Annotated in this window: 10 protein-coding genes and 1 tRNA gene; 7 read left to right on the top strand and 4 right to left on the bottom strand. The window is 62.3% G+C overall.

Translation table 11 applies throughout. The features are described 5' to 3' along the window. The first annotated feature begins 69 nt into the window (after positions 1-69). From pruA to ACFCU0_RS02260, 5 genes are all read left to right on the top strand, one after another. Entirely contained in the window at positions 70-1,761 is a 1,692-nt protein-coding gene (gene pruA / locus ACFCU0_RS02280) for an L-glutamate gamma-semialdehyde dehydrogenase (protein ID WP_434972040.1), read from the top strand. Between the two features lie 163 nt (positions 1,762-1,924). Then, positions 1,925-2,893 (top strand): SirB1 family protein, encoded by a 969-nt coding sequence (locus tag ACFCU0_RS02275; RefSeq protein WP_434972039.1) that lies wholly within the window; start codon positions 1,925-1,927, stop codon positions 2,891-2,893. Positions 2,894-2,967: 74 nt separating this feature from the next. Next, positions 2,968-3,462 (top strand): hypothetical protein, encoded by a 495-nt coding sequence (locus tag ACFCU0_RS02270; protein ID WP_434972038.1) that lies wholly within the window; start codon positions 2,968-2,970, stop codon positions 3,460-3,462. Further along, positions 3,459-3,659: a hypothetical protein gene (locus tag ACFCU0_RS02265; RefSeq protein WP_434972037.1), complete on the top strand. Its 201-nt coding sequence runs from the start codon at positions 3,459-3,461 to the stop codon at positions 3,657-3,659. The genes ACFCU0_RS02270 and ACFCU0_RS02265 overlap by 4 nt, the downstream gene beginning before the upstream one ends. 158 nt (positions 3,660-3,817) lie before the next feature. After that, entirely contained in the window at positions 3,818-4,744 is a 927-nt protein-coding gene (locus ACFCU0_RS02260) for a GntR family transcriptional regulator (protein ID WP_434972036.1), read from the top strand. Between the two features lie 86 nt (positions 4,745-4,830). Here ACFCU0_RS02260 and ACFCU0_RS02255 read toward each other — a convergent pair whose 3' ends face one another. From ACFCU0_RS02255 to ACFCU0_RS02240, 4 genes are all read right to left on the bottom strand, one after another. Beyond that, entirely contained in the window at positions 4,831-7,575 is a 2,745-nt protein-coding gene (locus ACFCU0_RS02255) for an HD family phosphohydrolase (RefSeq protein WP_434972035.1), read from the bottom strand. A 167-nt stretch (positions 7,576-7,742) separates the two neighbouring features. Continuing rightward, positions 7,743-9,875 (bottom strand): NAD-dependent DNA ligase LigA, encoded by a 2,133-nt coding sequence (gene ligA / locus ACFCU0_RS02250; protein ID WP_434972034.1) that lies wholly within the window; start codon positions 9,873-9,875, stop codon positions 7,743-7,745. 244 nt (positions 9,876-10,119) lie between these two features. Beyond that, complete coding sequence (locus tag ACFCU0_RS02245; protein ID WP_434972033.1) at positions 10,120-11,814, bottom strand: helix-turn-helix domain-containing protein; 1,695 nt, start codon at positions 11,812-11,814, stop codon at positions 10,120-10,122. A gap of 191 nt (positions 11,815-12,005) precedes the next feature. After that, positions 12,006-12,083 (bottom strand) — tRNA-Pro (locus tag ACFCU0_RS02240). A 525-nt stretch (positions 12,084-12,608) separates the two neighbouring features. Between ACFCU0_RS02240 and ACFCU0_RS02235 the strand changes: the two genes are divergently transcribed. Next, entirely contained in the window at positions 12,609-15,302 is a 2,694-nt protein-coding gene (locus ACFCU0_RS02235; protein WP_434972032.1) for a cation-translocating P-type ATPase, read from the top strand. A gap of 154 nt (positions 15,303-15,456) precedes the next feature. Further along, positions 15,457-16,335, top strand: a complete 879-nt coding sequence (locus tag ACFCU0_RS02230) for a DMT family transporter (protein WP_434972031.1) — start codon at positions 15,457-15,459, stop codon at positions 16,333-16,335. The last annotated feature ends 4 nt before the right edge of the window (positions 16,336-16,339 follow it).

Here is a 16,339-nt window from a genome sequence, read left to right as displayed (position 1 = left end):
ATTTGGAAGCGGTCCCGGTCGATGCCGGAAGCAGCTTCTCACCCGCTCTCACTCACAGTTTTTCCCGCGATGAATAACGCCTACACGACGACGCCACCTCCGTCCAACGAGCCGACCCTCGAGTACGCGCCGGGTTCGCCGGAGCGTCGGTCCATTCAGCAGACGCTGAAGGACCTTCGGCAAAAGGAGATCGAGATCCCGGCCTATATCGACGGTCAGGCGGTCAAGACCGGTACGACGACGCGTGTAGCGCCCCCCCACGATCACCAGCACACACTCGGATACGTGCATCAGTCCGGTCAGGCTGAAGTGGAGCAGGCCATTGACGCGGCGATGCAGGCGAAGAAGGACTGGGCGGCGATGGATTTCTCGGATCGTGCCGCTATCTTCCTCCGGATGGCCGACTTGATCGCGGATCGGTACCGCGACACGTTGAATGCCGCCACGATGCTCGGGCAGGGCAAGAACGTATTTCAGGCGGAAATTGACGCGGCGTGCGAGCTGATCGACTTCCTGCGGTTCAATGTCCACTATGCGGAGCAGATCTACCGTGACCAGCCGAACAACGCGCGGGGCATGTGGAATCAGATGCAGTATCGCCCCCTCGAAGGGTTCGTCCTGGCCGTTACGCCGTTCAACTTTACCGCCATCCAGGGCAATCTCCCGACGGCGCCGGCCATCCTCGGAAACACAGTAGTCTGGAAACCGGCGACGCGCTCCATTTACTCCGCGTACTTCTTGAACGAGATCTTCGAGGAGGCGGGTCTGCCGCCCGGGGTCATCAATATGCTCCCCGCCGACGACGGAGCGAAGGTCGGCACGCCGGCGCTCGCGTCCGAGCACTTCGCCGGTCTACACTTCACGGGATCGATGCAAACGTTCGACCACCTCTGGCAGTCGATCGGGCAGAACCTCAAGACGTACAACACCTACCCTACGATTGTCGGCGAGACCGGCGGGAAGGACTTCATCGTGGCGCACGAAACCGCCAATCCGACCCAGGTAGCCACCGCTATCGTACGTGGAAGCTTTGAGTACCAGGGTCAGAAGTGCTCCGCGGCATCCCGGCTTTATCTACCGGAGTCTCTCTGGCCGGAAATCCGGGAGTCGATGGGTGAACAGCTTGACGAAATTAGGGTCGGCCCGCCGGAAGACTTCACCAACTTCGTGAATGCCGTCATCGACGAGCGCGCGTTCGACAATATTACCGGTTACATTGAGGACGCCCGCGACGACGACAGCGCGGAGATTATTTACGGCGGGACGTATGACAAGGCTGTCGGGTACTTCATTGATCCGACGGTGATTCAGGTTACCGACCCGAAGCAGCGCACGATGCAGGAGGAGATCTTCGGCCCCGTCACCACTGTCTACGTGTATCCGGACGACGAATTCGACGACGTGCTCGACCTCGTCGATGAGACCTCCCCGTATGCGCTCACGGGGTCCATCTTTGCCCGCGACCGTGACGTAGTGACCGAAGCCATGGATCGTCTGGAGCACGCGGCCGGAAACTTTTACATCAACGACAAACCGACCGGGTCGATCGTGGGGCAGCAACCGTTTGGTGGCGCGCGGAAGTCCGGGACGAATGACAAAGCCGGTTCGCCGCTGAATCTGCTTCGCTGGGTTTCGCCGCGTTCGGTGAAAGAAACGTTCGACGCGCCGGAGCACTTCGGTTACGCATTCCACCAGCAAGACGATGACGACGCCGTACTGATCGAGCAGGCCGCGGGCGGTGACGGATCCGTCACCTCGTAGTCATGCGTGCCAGCGCACTGCGCCGCCGGGACGGAGACGGCGCCCGTGTACAGCACGCCTGCAGCCGATGAGGCCGCGGGCGTGCTTTTTCGGTAGTATCCGACACGTTCCGCGACGCTCCCCGTAGAGAGTCACTCAGTGCTTCCATAACCAGCCTCTCCTCATGCCTCCCTCCTCCGGTCCTTCTTCGCCGTCCGACCGTCCCGATACGCCGTCGAATCCGGGGCGGGCTTCGACGGACAGCCTGCTTGCCGAGCGGGTGTCCGACGCGCTCGTAGACGAGACGATTCAGCGCGAAGTGAATGCGCTGGTGCGCCTTCTCGACGATCCAGACGAGGACGTACAGGAGCAGGTGCAGAATCGGCTGAAGGACCTCGGGCGAGAGGCGATGCCCGCCCTGCGTCGCGCTTACGATGCGAGTCAGGGAGAGCAGCGGCACCAGATCGACGAGGTGGTGCGGCGGTTGCACTGGAACGACATCCAGACGGCGTGGCACGCTATCCTCGGTGCCGACGAGCCCAACCTCGAGCGGGGCGCGTTCATCCTGGCACTTCATCGTTTTCCCGGCCTCGATGTGGAAGCGTATCAGGAGATTTTGGACGAATGGGCCGACCGGGTGCAAGAACGTGTGATGCAGAGCGTCGGCGTAGATCGGGCCCGTGTGCTAATGGAGTTTCTCGCGGACGACATCGGCCTGACCGGTAATCGCGATGACTATGACGACCCCAACAACAGCTATCTGAACCGCGTCATCGACCGCCGCCTCGGCATCCCGATCAGCCTTGCCGTGATCGCAATATCGGTGGCTGACCGCCTCGCCATCCCGCTATACGGTGTTGGCATGCCTGCGCATTTCCTCGTAAAGTATAGTGACGCACGCGGCGAGGTATATTTCGACGTCTTCAACGACGGTCAACCGGTGTCCCGGGAGGAATGCGTCCGCTTTTTGCTGCGGGCCGGCATTCAACCGAAACCGGCATATTTTGAGGCTGCACCGCCGACGGAGATCCTGCTTCGAATGGTGCGCAACCTTCGCCATACCGCTCGCACGTCCGGTAATGAGCAGGTGTACGAGGAACTGTCGGCGCTCATCGAGCCGTACGACGACTCCAAGAGCACCGACGCGGAATAAACCCCGCGACGAGCACCGCAGACCGGCTGCCCTGTGCTCATCTCCCATTCTCGCTGCCTCGACTTCCCGCTGCCGTGTCTGAGTTTCGAAGCGTTCACCATCCGGGCGATGCATCGGCGGTTCGCGTGTATGCCGGTGCGCTGGTGACGCCCCTCGGAACGTGCATGCTTCCGTTCATGATCATGGCAACCGTACAGGTGCTTCAGGGCATCGACCCGCTACCGCATGTAGCGATCGGGGCGCCGATTGCGTTCATGATCGCCATCGGGTGGACCCGGTTTCGGCTCTCCTCTCGCATTGCCGAATTGCACGCCTATCCCGGCATGGCTGCGCTTCGCACCATCGATGATGTCGCCCGCGACGGGTCGTTGAACTGGCAGCCCGTGTTCGACGTTCGTGAGGCGCCGGGCAAGATCCACCTGACGCTCGGCCATGAAACCCACACCCTGCTCGATCAGGAATGGCCGGATCAGGAAACCCTGCTGGAGGCGCTTCGATCGGCGCGGTATGACCGCACCGACCAGCCACCACCCTCGCGATCCTCCCATACCTCCTCCCTCTCCCGATGACGCCGACCCCGTCCGACACGCCGGTGAACCACGAAGCGGATCAGGCGACCGAACCGACGGACGCCGCCAAGACTTCCGTTTCCGGCGACTACTGGGATTACTGCCCCAACTGCGGCTCACGCCTGTTCAATCAGGGCTGCAAGTATCGGTGCTCGAAGTGCCACTACTTCATGAGCTGCAGCGACTTCGATCAGTAGCGGCGCGTCCGCGGTGCAGCCCATCCCGACGCACTGCATCGCGGTATCCCTCCGCGCGTGATCCCTCCGAGCGAGGTGCTAGGCATGCACCGTCGGTCGGATTTGATCGGGATGAATGTCGCTCTATCGTCCGTTTTCTCAGGAAGACATCGCGTTTCATGTCGCTTCTATCTCTGGACCGTGAATCCAAGACGCCTGTCAGCACGCAGTTGATCGAGCAGCTGCGTTATCTGATCGCGAGCGGTCATTACAAGGTGAACGACACGCTGCCCTCTACGCGGAAGCTCGGCGATCGGCTCGGTGTTTCCTTTCATACCGTTCGAAAAGCGTATCAGGCCCTCGAGGAAGAGGGCCTTCTGAATGCCCAGGTAGGAAGCGGATACACCGTTCAGGAGCGCACGCCGCTTGACAAGAGCGAACGGATGGAACAGGGCGCGCAGATCGTCAACGAATCCCTCCAGCGGCTGATCGGGCTCGGACTGAACGATGCGGAGATCGAGTATCTGTTTCAGGAACAGACGAACCTGCTCGACCACGCGAGCATGAACCGGAAGCTGATCCTCGTCGGTCCCTACGCCGAGATCAACGACATGGCGGCCGAGCAGATCAGCGGGGTCCTGCAACGCACCGTGCGAAGCGTGCCGATTGCATCTCTCGACCGGCATGAGGACGCGGACTACGTGTTCACGACATTTGAGCATCTGGACCGCGTGATGCGATCGGTGCCACGTGCAGACACGATCGGCTACGTCACGCATCTGCCGGCCACGGTGTTAGAGAAAGTGGCGCGCCTGCGGGAGCACGACACGCTGGGACTCGTCACGCGCTACCGGGAGACGATTCCTCCCCTCTCCAACATGGTGCGCCAGCACTCCGCGTTTGGTGGACAGGTGATTGCCGCGTCGATCGAGGAGGGTACGGAGCACCTTGACAGCTTCATCGATCAGACAGATCTTCTTCTCTACACGGCACCGAGCCGCCGGCGCCTGCTCCCACTCCTCGGAGACGAACCGCCCCGAAGTCGCCTGGAGATCCTGGTCAGTCAGGATTCGCTGGACGCCATCGCGGAGGCGGTGCCGGCGTGAGGTGGCTGCCTGGATCGAGTGAGAAACCGTCGGAACAGGCATCCTCCGCAGTCGAAGCTGTGCAGGGCGCCTCAGGAGGTCGCCCCTCACGAGGTTGATGCGTCGTCCTGTGTTTTTGCATCCGCCGGTTCGGCCCCGTCACCCGTCTTCTTCGTCGGCTCTGTCGATGCGTTCGATGCACCGTCGCCCGACGCGTCTGCACCGGTTTCAGCCCCGCCCGTGTCAGCGGAGCCCTCCGCAGACGAAGCGCCGTCCTTCTGCCGGTTGTCCTCCGGACCGCCGGGCCGAGGGCGTGTGGCGCGGTGGTGTGGGGAGGCCTCGGCCAGATCGGGCCGCGGCGCGCGCGTCTCCCGAACGCCCGGAATCCCACGAAGACGCTCGGCGCTTACGCTCTGTTCTGGCGTGCCGACGACGTCATCTTCCCAGAGGATCGAGACGGAGCGATACGTGTCGAGGTCGATCTCCGTCGGGGCGCTGACCACCGGGCGATCCTCGTCCTCCATTTGTTCGTCCTGGTCCGGGTACTTCACGCGGACGTGGTAGATGCCCAGGAGCATCTGCAAGAACGTATCCTTGATCTGGCGCAGGTCTCGGAAGGTGAGCCCGGTGTCATCGAGCTGGCCGTCCTCAATTCGCTCTTTGAAGATGAGATCGATGAGCGACTTTAGGCGGTTGTGTGTCGGGTCGTCCAGGCTCCGGCTGGCCGCTTCGACCGAGTCCGAAAGCATCAGGATGCCGGTCTCCTTGGAATTGGGGCGCGGTCCCGGGTAGCGAAACTCCGACTCCAGCACGGGAGAGTCGTCCGGGGCCGTTTGTTCAACGGCTTTTCGGTAGAAGTACTCGATGCGAGCTGTCCCGTGGTGCGTCGGGATGAAGTTGACGACGCGTTCGGGCAGGTTCGCTTTCTTGGCCAGGTCCAGGCCTTCCTTAACATGGCTGGCGATGATGAGCGCGCTCATCCGCGGCTTTAGCTTGTCGTGGGGGTTGGCGCCCGCCCGCTGGTTTTCGACAAAGTACTCGGGCTTCTTCATCTTCCCGATGTCGTGATAGAGGGCGCCGACGCGGGTCAGGAGCGCGTTGGCCCCGATCCGGTCCGCGGCCGCCTCTGCCAGGTTGGCGACCTGAAGGGAGTGGTTGAACGAGCCGGGTGCCTTGAGGCTGAGGTCTTTGAGCAGCGGCCGGTTGGTGTCTGACAGTTCCAGCAGGGTCAGATCCGTCGTCACGTCGAACGTGCGCTCCAGAATCCAGAGCACCAGATACGCTGTGATCGTAAACGAAGCCCCAACGGCCGCGAAGCTGAGCTCGCGTCCCAGGCGATCCGCCGGCGTTCCGAGGTATAGATAGGTCGCGACGATGACCAGTAGATAGCCGAAGAAGACAAGGCCCGCACTGAGCACGAACTGCCCGCGGTTCTTGATGTCGCGCACGCTGAACACACCCAGTGCTCCGGCAATGAACGAGGCGAACGTGAACTCAAGGTCCAGCCCGGTCATCTGCCCGCCGATCAGCGCCAGTACAAGCGTTGAGAACAGGCCGATCGTAGAGTTAAAGATGATCGTGAGCATGACTGCCGCCAGAGCGATCGGGACGGCATACAGGTGCGCCCAGGGGATGCGAACGGTCACCCCGAACAGCGCAATGATGGCGAGAAGCGTGATGGAGATGAGCAGCATATCTCGCTCGTCATCCCAGATCTCACGCCGGATCTGAAAGAGATAGTAGAAGAAAAAGAGGAAGGTCACGAGGGCGAAAATGGCCTCGCCGAGAAGTTGCCACCAGGGCAGCTGACCGGCGGTCCGTTCGTTTTTCTCCCGCTCCAGCGACGTCAGCTTGCGCTTGATCTCCTCGGTGATCCGCTCCCCCTTCTGAACAATCACCTCTCCTTCACGAACGCCGCCAACGTAGGCGGTCACCTCGCCGGACCGCCGGTCGCGCTCACGGATCGTTTCGGCCCGCATGTAGCGAAGCGAGGTCTGGAAGATGTCGCGGAAGAAGGCGTATGCCAGTCCTGCACGAGTCTCATCGTTCGGGTAGCGCTCGTCAAATTGTTTTCGGGCGTAGTCGTACGCTTCGTTTAGTCCGTAGACGTTGTCCTTTGAAACGGAACGCTGAACGCTTTCTTCCTCATTTCGGATGATGATGTTGTCCGTGTATACCGAGTCCCGCGACCGGTTCATGACGCCAATGCGCAGGAGCTGTGTACCGAGCCCGAAGGCGTCCTCTAAAAGCTGCAGGTCAAGGCGTTGCCCCGTGGCAGGCTCACGGGATGTCTGCGACAGTTCGGGAATCTGCCGCAGATACGAGTCGGTCAGCACGCGCCACTGACCTGGCGTGAGCGTGACGAGGGCGTTTCGACGGAGTTCAACGTACCGGGTTGAGTCCGACCTCGCCGCCGCTGATTGATTGCGGGATGCGTGGAAGCGATAGTCCGCGTACGCCTCGAGAATTCGGTCCAGTTGGCGCCGGAGCGTGTCTCGATTGGCGGCCATCTGGGCCTGCGCGCCTGGCAGCTCCTGGAAATACGGCGGGGTCTCCTGGCGGGCGGTCTGACGTTCGCGGGACACCCGATCTGCGTCCTTTCGAATCGGGAAATTGAAGGAGGCGACGAGTGTCGGTTGTCTCCAGGTGTCCCCGATGTCGACGGTGTACTCGTAGACCTCCCCGCGTGGGAAGGCCAGCACGGTGATCACGACCAGCGCCAGAAACATGCCTCCGCGTACGAGCCAATGACGTCGAGCCTGGCTCTCCTCGTCCGTACGGCCGCTTTCAAGATCCTGACCGACGGGACGCGCCTTGCGTTTCGTGAGGCCAACTGATTCTAAAATGCCCATGCAGTCGCAACCACATCGTGAAGAGATTCCGCTCGGGACGGAGGAGGACGGCGTGCCGGGGACACGCGTTCGACCATTCCGGTGTGGGCGGATCGAAGCTACGGCGTGCTAATGCCCGGACCGCTTGAAAGATTCAACGACAGCGGCGCGGGCGTGCCCCGACCGTCTCAGGTTTCCACCCTGTCGGGGATGGATTCGCCGCTGACAAGCGCACGCAGCGCATCGGCCCCCTCCACAATCGGAATCCCCCGATCGCGCGCATCGTCGAACTTCGAGCCGGGGTTATCGCCTTTCACCAGGTAATCTGTGTTGCCACTCACACTCGACGTTACCTTTCCACCAGCGCGCTCGATCATCTCACTCGCCTCCTTACGCGTGAGCCCATCGAGGCTCCCGGTGATGACGAGCGTATGATTCGTCAGCGGTAGGTCGGCTGCCGATGCCTCATCTGCCGGCGCTTCGTGTGCCTTGCGTGCTGTGTTGACGCCAACAGCCTGTAATTCCCGGACAAGGGTGCGGTTTCTATCGACGGCAAACCAGTCGACGATGCTCTCGGCGATAACCGGGCCGACGCCGTCGATGGCGACGAGGTCCTCGGCTTTCGCCTCTGCGAGGGCCTCAATCGAAGCGACATGCTTCACCAGCGTTTCCGCGACCGTTCGGCCGACGTGTCGGATTCCAAGGGCAAAGAGGAGACGACTCAGCGAACGGTCACGGGCCTCCTCAATCGCATCGACGAGGTTTTGCGCGCTCTTCTGAGCGAAGCCTTCGAGGGACGTCAGGTCGTCGACCGAAAGCCGAAACAGGTCGGCGAGCGTCTGAATCTTCCTCTCGTCGACCAGCATGTGTGCGACGCGCTCGCCGAGTCCTTCGACGTCCATTGCGTTTCGGGACACGAAGTGCTCAACGAGACGCCGAAACTGGGCGGGACACTCGGTATTCATGCAGTACCAGTCGGCCTCATCCTCAAGGCGGACGAGGTCGGTGCCGCATTCGGGGCATACCGTGGGAAACGTCCACGGGGTTTCTTCGCCCGTACGTGCATCCGGCACAGGGCGTACAACCTGCGGAATGACGTCGCCGGCACGCTTGACTACGACCGTATCGCCTTCCCGGATGTCGCGGTCGGCGATGTAGTCTTCGTTGTGGAGGGTAGCCTGCGACACGGTGACGCCTCCGATCTGAACGGGAGAAAGGGCCGCCTCCGGTTTGATGGCACCCGTCCGGCCGACGTTGACGATAATCTTCTCCAGCGTCGTCGTGGCCTCCCGGGCCGGAAACTTGAAGGCGACGGCCCATCGGGGAGCGTTGGAAATCGAGCCGAGCTCGTCCTGGTACGGAAGCGCGTCGATTTTGACCACAACGCCATCGATCTCGTAGTCGAGTGAGTCGCGTCGCTCAATCCAGCCTTCGCAAAATGAGACGACCGCCTCGATGTCGTCGAACCGCTGGGTATGGTCGTCCAGAGGCAAGCCATACTCCCCGAGCATCTCCAAAATCTCGTGATGCGACGTCGGCACGTCGCCCGTCGCAGGCCCGATCGAGTACGCGAAAAAACTGAGCGGCCGCTGCGCGGTGATGCTCGGATCCAACTGCCGCAACGTCCCGGCGGCAGCATTCCTGGGGTTGGCAAACGGCTCGTCGCCGGCCTCTCGGAGACGGCCGTTCAGCGCGTCGAACTCGCTTTTCCGCATGAACACTTCGCCCCGGACCTCCATACGCTCGGGCGGTGTGCGATCGCCCTCGATGGGTACGACCATGGGGATGCGGTGCACGGTCCGGATGTTGTGCGTGATATTCTCTCCCACGCGGCCGTTCCCTCGCGTGGCAGCCACGTCCAGGCGCCCATCCACGTAGGTCAGGGCAACGGCGAGACCGTCGATCTTGAGTTCTGCTACGACCTCGGGTTCGACGTCTCCGTGAGCCTCTCGAAGGCCGCGCCGGCACCGATCGTACCACTCGCGCAGCTCGCCGGCGTCAAATGCATTCGAGAGCGACAGCATCGGCTCGGGATGCTCGTGTTTCTCGAATGCATCGATGGGTTCACCCCCGATGCGCCGGGTCGGTGAGTCGTCGGACTGAAGTTCCGGGTGCGCTTTTTCCAGCGCCTTCAGTGCGCGATAGAGACGATCGTATTCTGCGTCGGTGATGAGCGGGTCGTCCTGCACGTAATACCGGTGATCGTGCTGTCGGACCAGCGATCGCAGGGCTGGAACGACGGACTTCGCTTCCTCCGGTGAGACGTCGGACGGGTCCGGCAATTCCGACAGCATCTCGTTCGTGCGCTCGAGGAGGTCCATGTAGATGATAGAAAGAAAAGGATGAGTCGACAATCGGGTCGTAGAGCGTGTCCGCGCGGGCATAGATGCACGAATGATTGGCACCCACCAACCATAGTCAACGTAGGCGCTACGCCTACGAAAGGTGTGACCACCCCGTGAGAAATCTCGCGCGCACGCCGTCCGTTTTCGGTGAACGCAGATGTCTCTCGGAGCGTAGCAGGCTACCCGGGCGCGAGAACCGCACGGCATCGCCGGGTCCGCGTTACTGCAAGCCCTGCGGACTGAGGCGGAAGGTGTCCGGGGGCGTGCTGTACTGTGCAGGCGAGCCGCGTACGGTGTCTGCAAACGTCTGCGCGGAGTCTCTCGTGATCACGAGCCGGCCCCGCACGTCCGTGGTCTCGGGGTACGGGTAGTTCTCAAGCAGCACGTCCACGTTTTCCAGCTGGTCCCACACGATGATGCGGTCTGTAAACGGGAAGACCGCGTACTCGCCTTCGTTAATCCAGTACGGGCGCCGGAGATCGTTATCCCGCTGAATGCGAATGCCCGAGACGTCTCGCTCGGCCTGCAGGATTAGGTAGATCGTATCCCCGATCGCGAGATTCGCAAGCGGGGGCCGTTGCGGTTCCGGTTCGGGGGCGGTCGCAGGCTGTGCCGTGGTGTCCGTCCTCGGCTCGGAGGCTGCCGATTCGTCCGCATCCGGCGAGCCGGCCATCATGAACCAGACCAGTCCGATGGCTAGAAGTGCTGCCACGGCTCCCCCACCGATCGTGATCGAGCGCCGGTTCTCGAGCAGAAAATCTATGCCGCTACCGGTCGTATCCTGTGCCGCCCGTTCCTGGCGCTCCCGCTGCGTCAACGGAGATGGCGAGGAAGCCTCGGCATCCCGGGAGGCGTCGCCGCGGTCTGCGCCAACTGGGCGCGGGGTGCCGACCATCTCGCCGTGCGCAGGCGGTGGCGGTGCATCGTCATCCCCTTCGCGCATGGCTCGAAAGCGCGCTCCCGGTGACGCGGAATCCGTTTCCTTTTCCTTCGACTCGCTCGATGGGTCCGTAGATTCTCCGGAGGCCTCTCCCCCCGTCGATTCGTCCGGCGAGGACAAAGCAGGGTGGCCGGGATCGCGTTCATCTTCTGAAGATGCTTCGGTAGGTCCGCGTTCCTCTACCTTCTCATCGTCTTCGGCTTCTTCCCCTTCGTCTGTGATCGGTCGTTTGTTAAAGACGTCGCCGGTATTACGCCGGGCATCGGCCGTGAGCCCGACGGATGAGTCTGCGACGTGACTCGGACCGTCGTCTACCGTACGATCAAGCGGGGAGTCCGCGTCGTCGCCTGGGGAAGCGCCTTCCGGGTCGTCTCGATCGGAAGCATCCGCCTGCGTCGGCGTCTCGCGTCTGCTCTCGGACGTGCTTCGATCATCACGGTCGGACGCGGCCGGTGCAGATGGGGAGCGGTCGTCGGCTTCCCGTTCGGAGCGGCTTCTTGATGGGTCCGTGGAGGAGGCGTCGGACGAGGATGATCCGACGGGACGCGGGTCAAATACATTCTGCGTACGCTCCTGGCTTCCCCGAGGCCGATCGCGTTGCGTCGGCGGAGATTCGTCGGCGTCGGTGTCCTCCGGTTCCTCGATCTCTTCATCGACGGCCGGTGCTTCCGGCGCGTCGCCCAGCTCTTGCACCGCAAGTTCGTTTTGGTATGCGCCCTGGAGTGCACGTTCGAGGTGGCTAAGGGCCCGATCGGCGTCGACGTTGATGCAACCCGCATACGCACGGACAAACGACCGAAGATACACCCGGTTGAACGCCGGATGCTCGAACAGGCCGTCCCGTTCGAACGCGTCGATCAGCGTGACCGCGATTCGCGTTTCCTCGTGGATGTCGTTTTGCGTCAGGTCGCGGGCCTCCCGGACGCGACGCATGTCGCGCGCGAACCGTTCGCCGGCGGCGGAATCAGCAGGCATAGACGTCAACTAGTCGTGGTCAAAGAAATCCGGAGGCCGTACGGGGTCGGCGGAGCGGACGCGCGAGCGACGCGGGGATGAATCAAAAAACGCCGTCCCCGGCGGAGAGCCAGAAACGGCGTGGAAGTCAGGCGTCTGACGGTTGTTGACAGACGGGTCAAGTGTCGGTGGCAACCGAAAACCGGCTGCTATGGTCGGGACACCCGGATTTGAACCGGGGACCTCCGCTCCCCCAGAGCGGCGCGCTAACCGGGCTGCGCCATGTCCCGATGGAATTTCCTGCCGGCGTACACGGGACCGGTGAGGCGGCCCGAGGGTCGAGAGCGATCGGTTCGTCGCTGTCGTTAGCCGTTGCAGGATTTATAGTAACGGGCTCTATGTAGGTTTCCGCAAGCCGTTCACCGAAAACACACTGCTCCGACCGGGTATGCTGTGCATCATCCCGCTCTGTCATTATAGATGGAGCGTGTCAGCGCAACGTCCACGTCGTATATTTCTTCGCAGGATGCCGCCGGGTGGCGACCGCCTGCTTCGCAAGTCCGGAAAGAACAACCGGATCAAGAGTACGCACGACTCCCGGGAAGATCAATAGCCGGTGCGCCGAAGGCGACATAGTGATTCGTGTGGTGGATTTACCGTCAACGGCGTGCGCGATTCTCGGGCCTGAGGATCATCGTTGCCGGGGTACCGGCTTCGGGTGAGAAGCCGCATATTCGGAGGTGATCCCCGATGTAGAGTCCCGAACTGCTATGGCAAAACCTGGACCGTCCGGCCCCTCATTTCCGACCGATGAGATGTCCGAGTTGAGGAACCGGCCCGCCCTCGAGGCACCCTGGGCCCAATCGCCGGACGAGGTCCGCGACGAACTAGGATCGTCGGTGTCCGGTCTGACGGACGCGGAGGTTGACCGGCGCCGGGAGTTGTTCGGGTGGAATCGCATGGAAGAGCCGGAGCCGGTTCGACTGACAGCCATCATCATCCGACAGCTCCGAAGCCTGGTGGTCCTCCTCCTCGCGGCAGCGGCCGTTGTCGCGTTCGCTATGGGGGACGTCGTGGAGGCCGGGGCCATCGGGATTGTCCTGGTGCTAAATACGGCCATCGGAGCGGCGATGGAATGGCGAGCCGTCCGATCGATGGAGGCCCTTCGCGAGATGGACAACATCATCTGCGTGGTCGTTCGCAACGGCGAGAGCCGCGAGATTCCGGCGGACGACCTGGTCCCCGGAGACATCGTGCGCCTGGAGGAGGGCGATCTCGTTCCCGCTGACCTCCGGCTGTTGACGGCCGCTCAGCTACAGATTAACGAATCAGCGCTCACGGGCGAGTCGGCGCCAGTCCAGAAGGCGCCTGAGCCGGTGGATCCGGCGGCCGTGCTTGCGGAGCGTCCGTCCATGGCGTACAAGGGTACCTCCGTCGCCACCGGCTCCGCAACAGGGGTCGTCGTCGCGACGGGGGTGGAAACGGAAGTCGGCGAAATATCCGACATGGTGGCCACGGACACGGCGGAACGAACCCCGCTGGAGGAACGCCTGGATCGGCTCGGGAAGAGCCTTCTGCGCGTCGTTCTGGTAATCACAGTTGCCGTCGGGGCGGCAGGCGTGTTTTCCGGCAAAGATGTGCAGTTAATGCTCGAAACGGCGATTGCTCTCGCGGTGGCGGCCATTCCGGAAGGATTGCCCGTAGTCGCGACCATTGCGCTTGCCCGGGGGCTCCGCCGGATGGCCCGGCGCAATGCGCTCGTCCGACGGCTCTCATCGGTTGAGACGCTCGGCGCCACCGGCGTCATCTGTACCGACAAAACCGGAACGCTGACGGAGAACGAGATGCGCGTCGTCCGGTGGGTGCCGGCGACCAATGATGGCTCCCCCGCGGAGCCCGTCGATCCGCGATCCGAGCCTTCGGCGATTGCGGACCCGATGGCGCTGGCGGCGCTCTGCACCTCCGCGACGCTCTCCGAGGAGAACGGACGCGGCACGGGCGATCCCATGGAAATCGCCCTCCTCCTGTTCGCACAGGAGGCCGGTGTGGAAATAGCGGACCTCCGGCGCGCGATGCCCGAAGTGAACCGCGTCGCCTTCAGTCGAGAGACGAGGCAGATGGCAACGATGCACCGGGTCGCCGACCGGACGCGCGTTATAGTGAAGGGGGCGCCGGAGGCCGTTCTCGAAGGATCCACGCATACCGGCGTGGTGGCTGCAGAATCGCTCGCCGCGGTGTCGACGAACGGACAGCCCTCCGACGACCCGGACCCGAACGTCGAACGCACCGATCTTGAGGCGGACCGCCGGGCCGAGTGGGCGGCGATGAACGAAGAACTGGGGCGCGACGGGCTCCGCGTTCTCGCGCTGGCAACGCGTCAGGATGACGGAGAACCGTCGACCGGTGCACCGTTTGACAATCTGACGCTTCTGGGCCTCATAGGATTTCTGGACCCTCCCCGGTCGGACGTGCGCGACGTTGTTGAAACGTGCCGATCGGCCGGCATTCGAGTCGTCATGGTGACCGGAGATCAGGCTGCAACGGCCCGATCGGTGGCTCTGGCCGTTGGACTCGTGGATGATGAAGCGGCGGAGGTCGTAGACGGTAGCGCCTTTAAACCGCACGTCGAAAACGGCGTGTCGATTTACGCGCGGGTTTCCCCCCGGCAAAAACTTGATCTGATCGATGCGTTTCAGGATCAGGGTTACGTGGTCGCCATGACGGGCGATGGGGTAAACGACGCCCCCGCGCTTCAGCGCGCGGACATCGGTGTGGCGATGGGTCAGCGCGGGACGCAGGTGGCTCAGGACGCCGCGGACGTCGTTTTACAGGACGATGCGTTCGCGACGATTCTTGTGGCTGTTGAAGAAGGGCGGACGATTTTTGGAAATATACGGGCCTTCGTCCGCTATCTTCTCTCCTGCAACGTGGCGGAGGTCATGGTCGTGGGGGGAGCGGCTTTCTCCGGCTTGCCTCTGCCCATCCTTCCCCTTCAGATTCTCTTCCTCAACCTGGTAACGGACGTTTTTCCAGCGCTCGCCCTGGGTATGACCGATGCCGACGAAAATGCTCTTTCGCGCCCTCCCCGTCCCGCGGACGAACCGATCCTGAGACAGAAAGACTGGAAAGAGATTGTATCCTACAGCGGCGTGATGAGTGTCGCGGTCATCGCCTCATTTTTGATCGCAATGTGCTCCATGGACTACAGTCCGTCGGAGGCGGTAACGGTCAGCTTCCTGACGCTGGCTCTTTCCCAGCTCACCCACGTATTCAACATGCGACCGGCAGGCAGCGCGTTCTTCAAGAATGCCGTGACGCACAACCCCTACATCTGGATGGCTCTCGTCCTCTGTGTCTTCCTTCTGGCAGGTGCCGTTTTCATCCCGCCAATCGCGCAGGTGCTCTCCCTGTCGCCACCGACATGGGCAGGATGGATTATTGTAGGTGTGGGAAGCCTGAGCCCATTCATCTTGCCTGCCGTCAAAGGGTTATTTTCGAAAAGACCGTAGTTTTATACAATGACCGTCCATTTCCCACCGTCTTTACGGTGAGATCCCGACATGCAGACGGCGTGATTTCAGTAAGCGCAGCGAGGACCGGGCGAACCCCTTCCGGAATCGGGACTTTAGACGTACGCATTGGCTTTTCCGATCGCCTCCCCGCATGTCCGAGTCGTCCGACGGTTCGTCCCTTTCCGGCATCGCCTACCTCGTCGGGGCGGCGTTTTTCTGGAGCGTGATGTCCGTGTGCGTGAAGCTGGCGGGCGAACGACTTCCCAGCCAGCAGATCGTCTGGGTTCGTGCTGTCGTCACCCTGATCTACAGCTATCTCCTTATTCGCTGGTCCGGGATCGACCAGGTATTTGGGCGCAACAAGAAGCTTCTCTGGCTACGCGGCCTCTTCGGGTTTGCTGCACTGACCTGTTTCTTTTACGCGCTGACAAAGCTCCCACTAGCAGACGCGACCGTTATTCACTACACGAACCCCGTGTTTGTGGCTATCATCGCTGCAGTGGCGCTGAATGAATCGCTCTCCGCCATGGAAATCGGTGGCGCTGCTGCGAGCCTGATCGGCGTTGTAATGATCGCCAAGCCCTCCTTCGTCTTCGGGAGCGGTGTGGCCGGGTTGGCCCCACTATACGTCGGCGTCGCCCTGCTGGGTGCGATCTGTGCGGCCACGGCGTACGTTATCGTCCGCCGTCTTCGGACGAGCGAACACCCGCTCGTGATCGTGTTCTACTTCCCGCTCGTGGCGACCATCGGTTCTGCACCGACGGCTGCCTTCACCGACCTGCAATGGCCGTCCCCGTGGGAGTGGCTGATCCTGATCGTCGGGGTGGGCGGGTGTGCACAGATCGCACAGGTCTGCATCACAAAAGGCCTCCACGCGGTCAAAGCCGGCCGCGCGATGACCGTCACGTACCTGCAGATCGTATTTGCCGCCGTGTGGGGCCTGCTCGTATTCGGCGAATCGATCGACGGGTGGAGCGTGGCCGGCGGCCTGCTGGTAATATCCGGCACGTTCGCCGCCAACCGGCATTGACGAC

Source organism: Longibacter sp., from assembly GCF_051155795.1.
Classification (GTDB): domain Bacteria; phylum Bacteroidota; class Rhodothermia; order Rhodothermales; family Salinibacteraceae; genus Longibacter.
The sequence above is the reverse complement of the archived record's forward strand: the minus strand, read 5'-3'. Positions and strand labels throughout refer to the sequence as shown.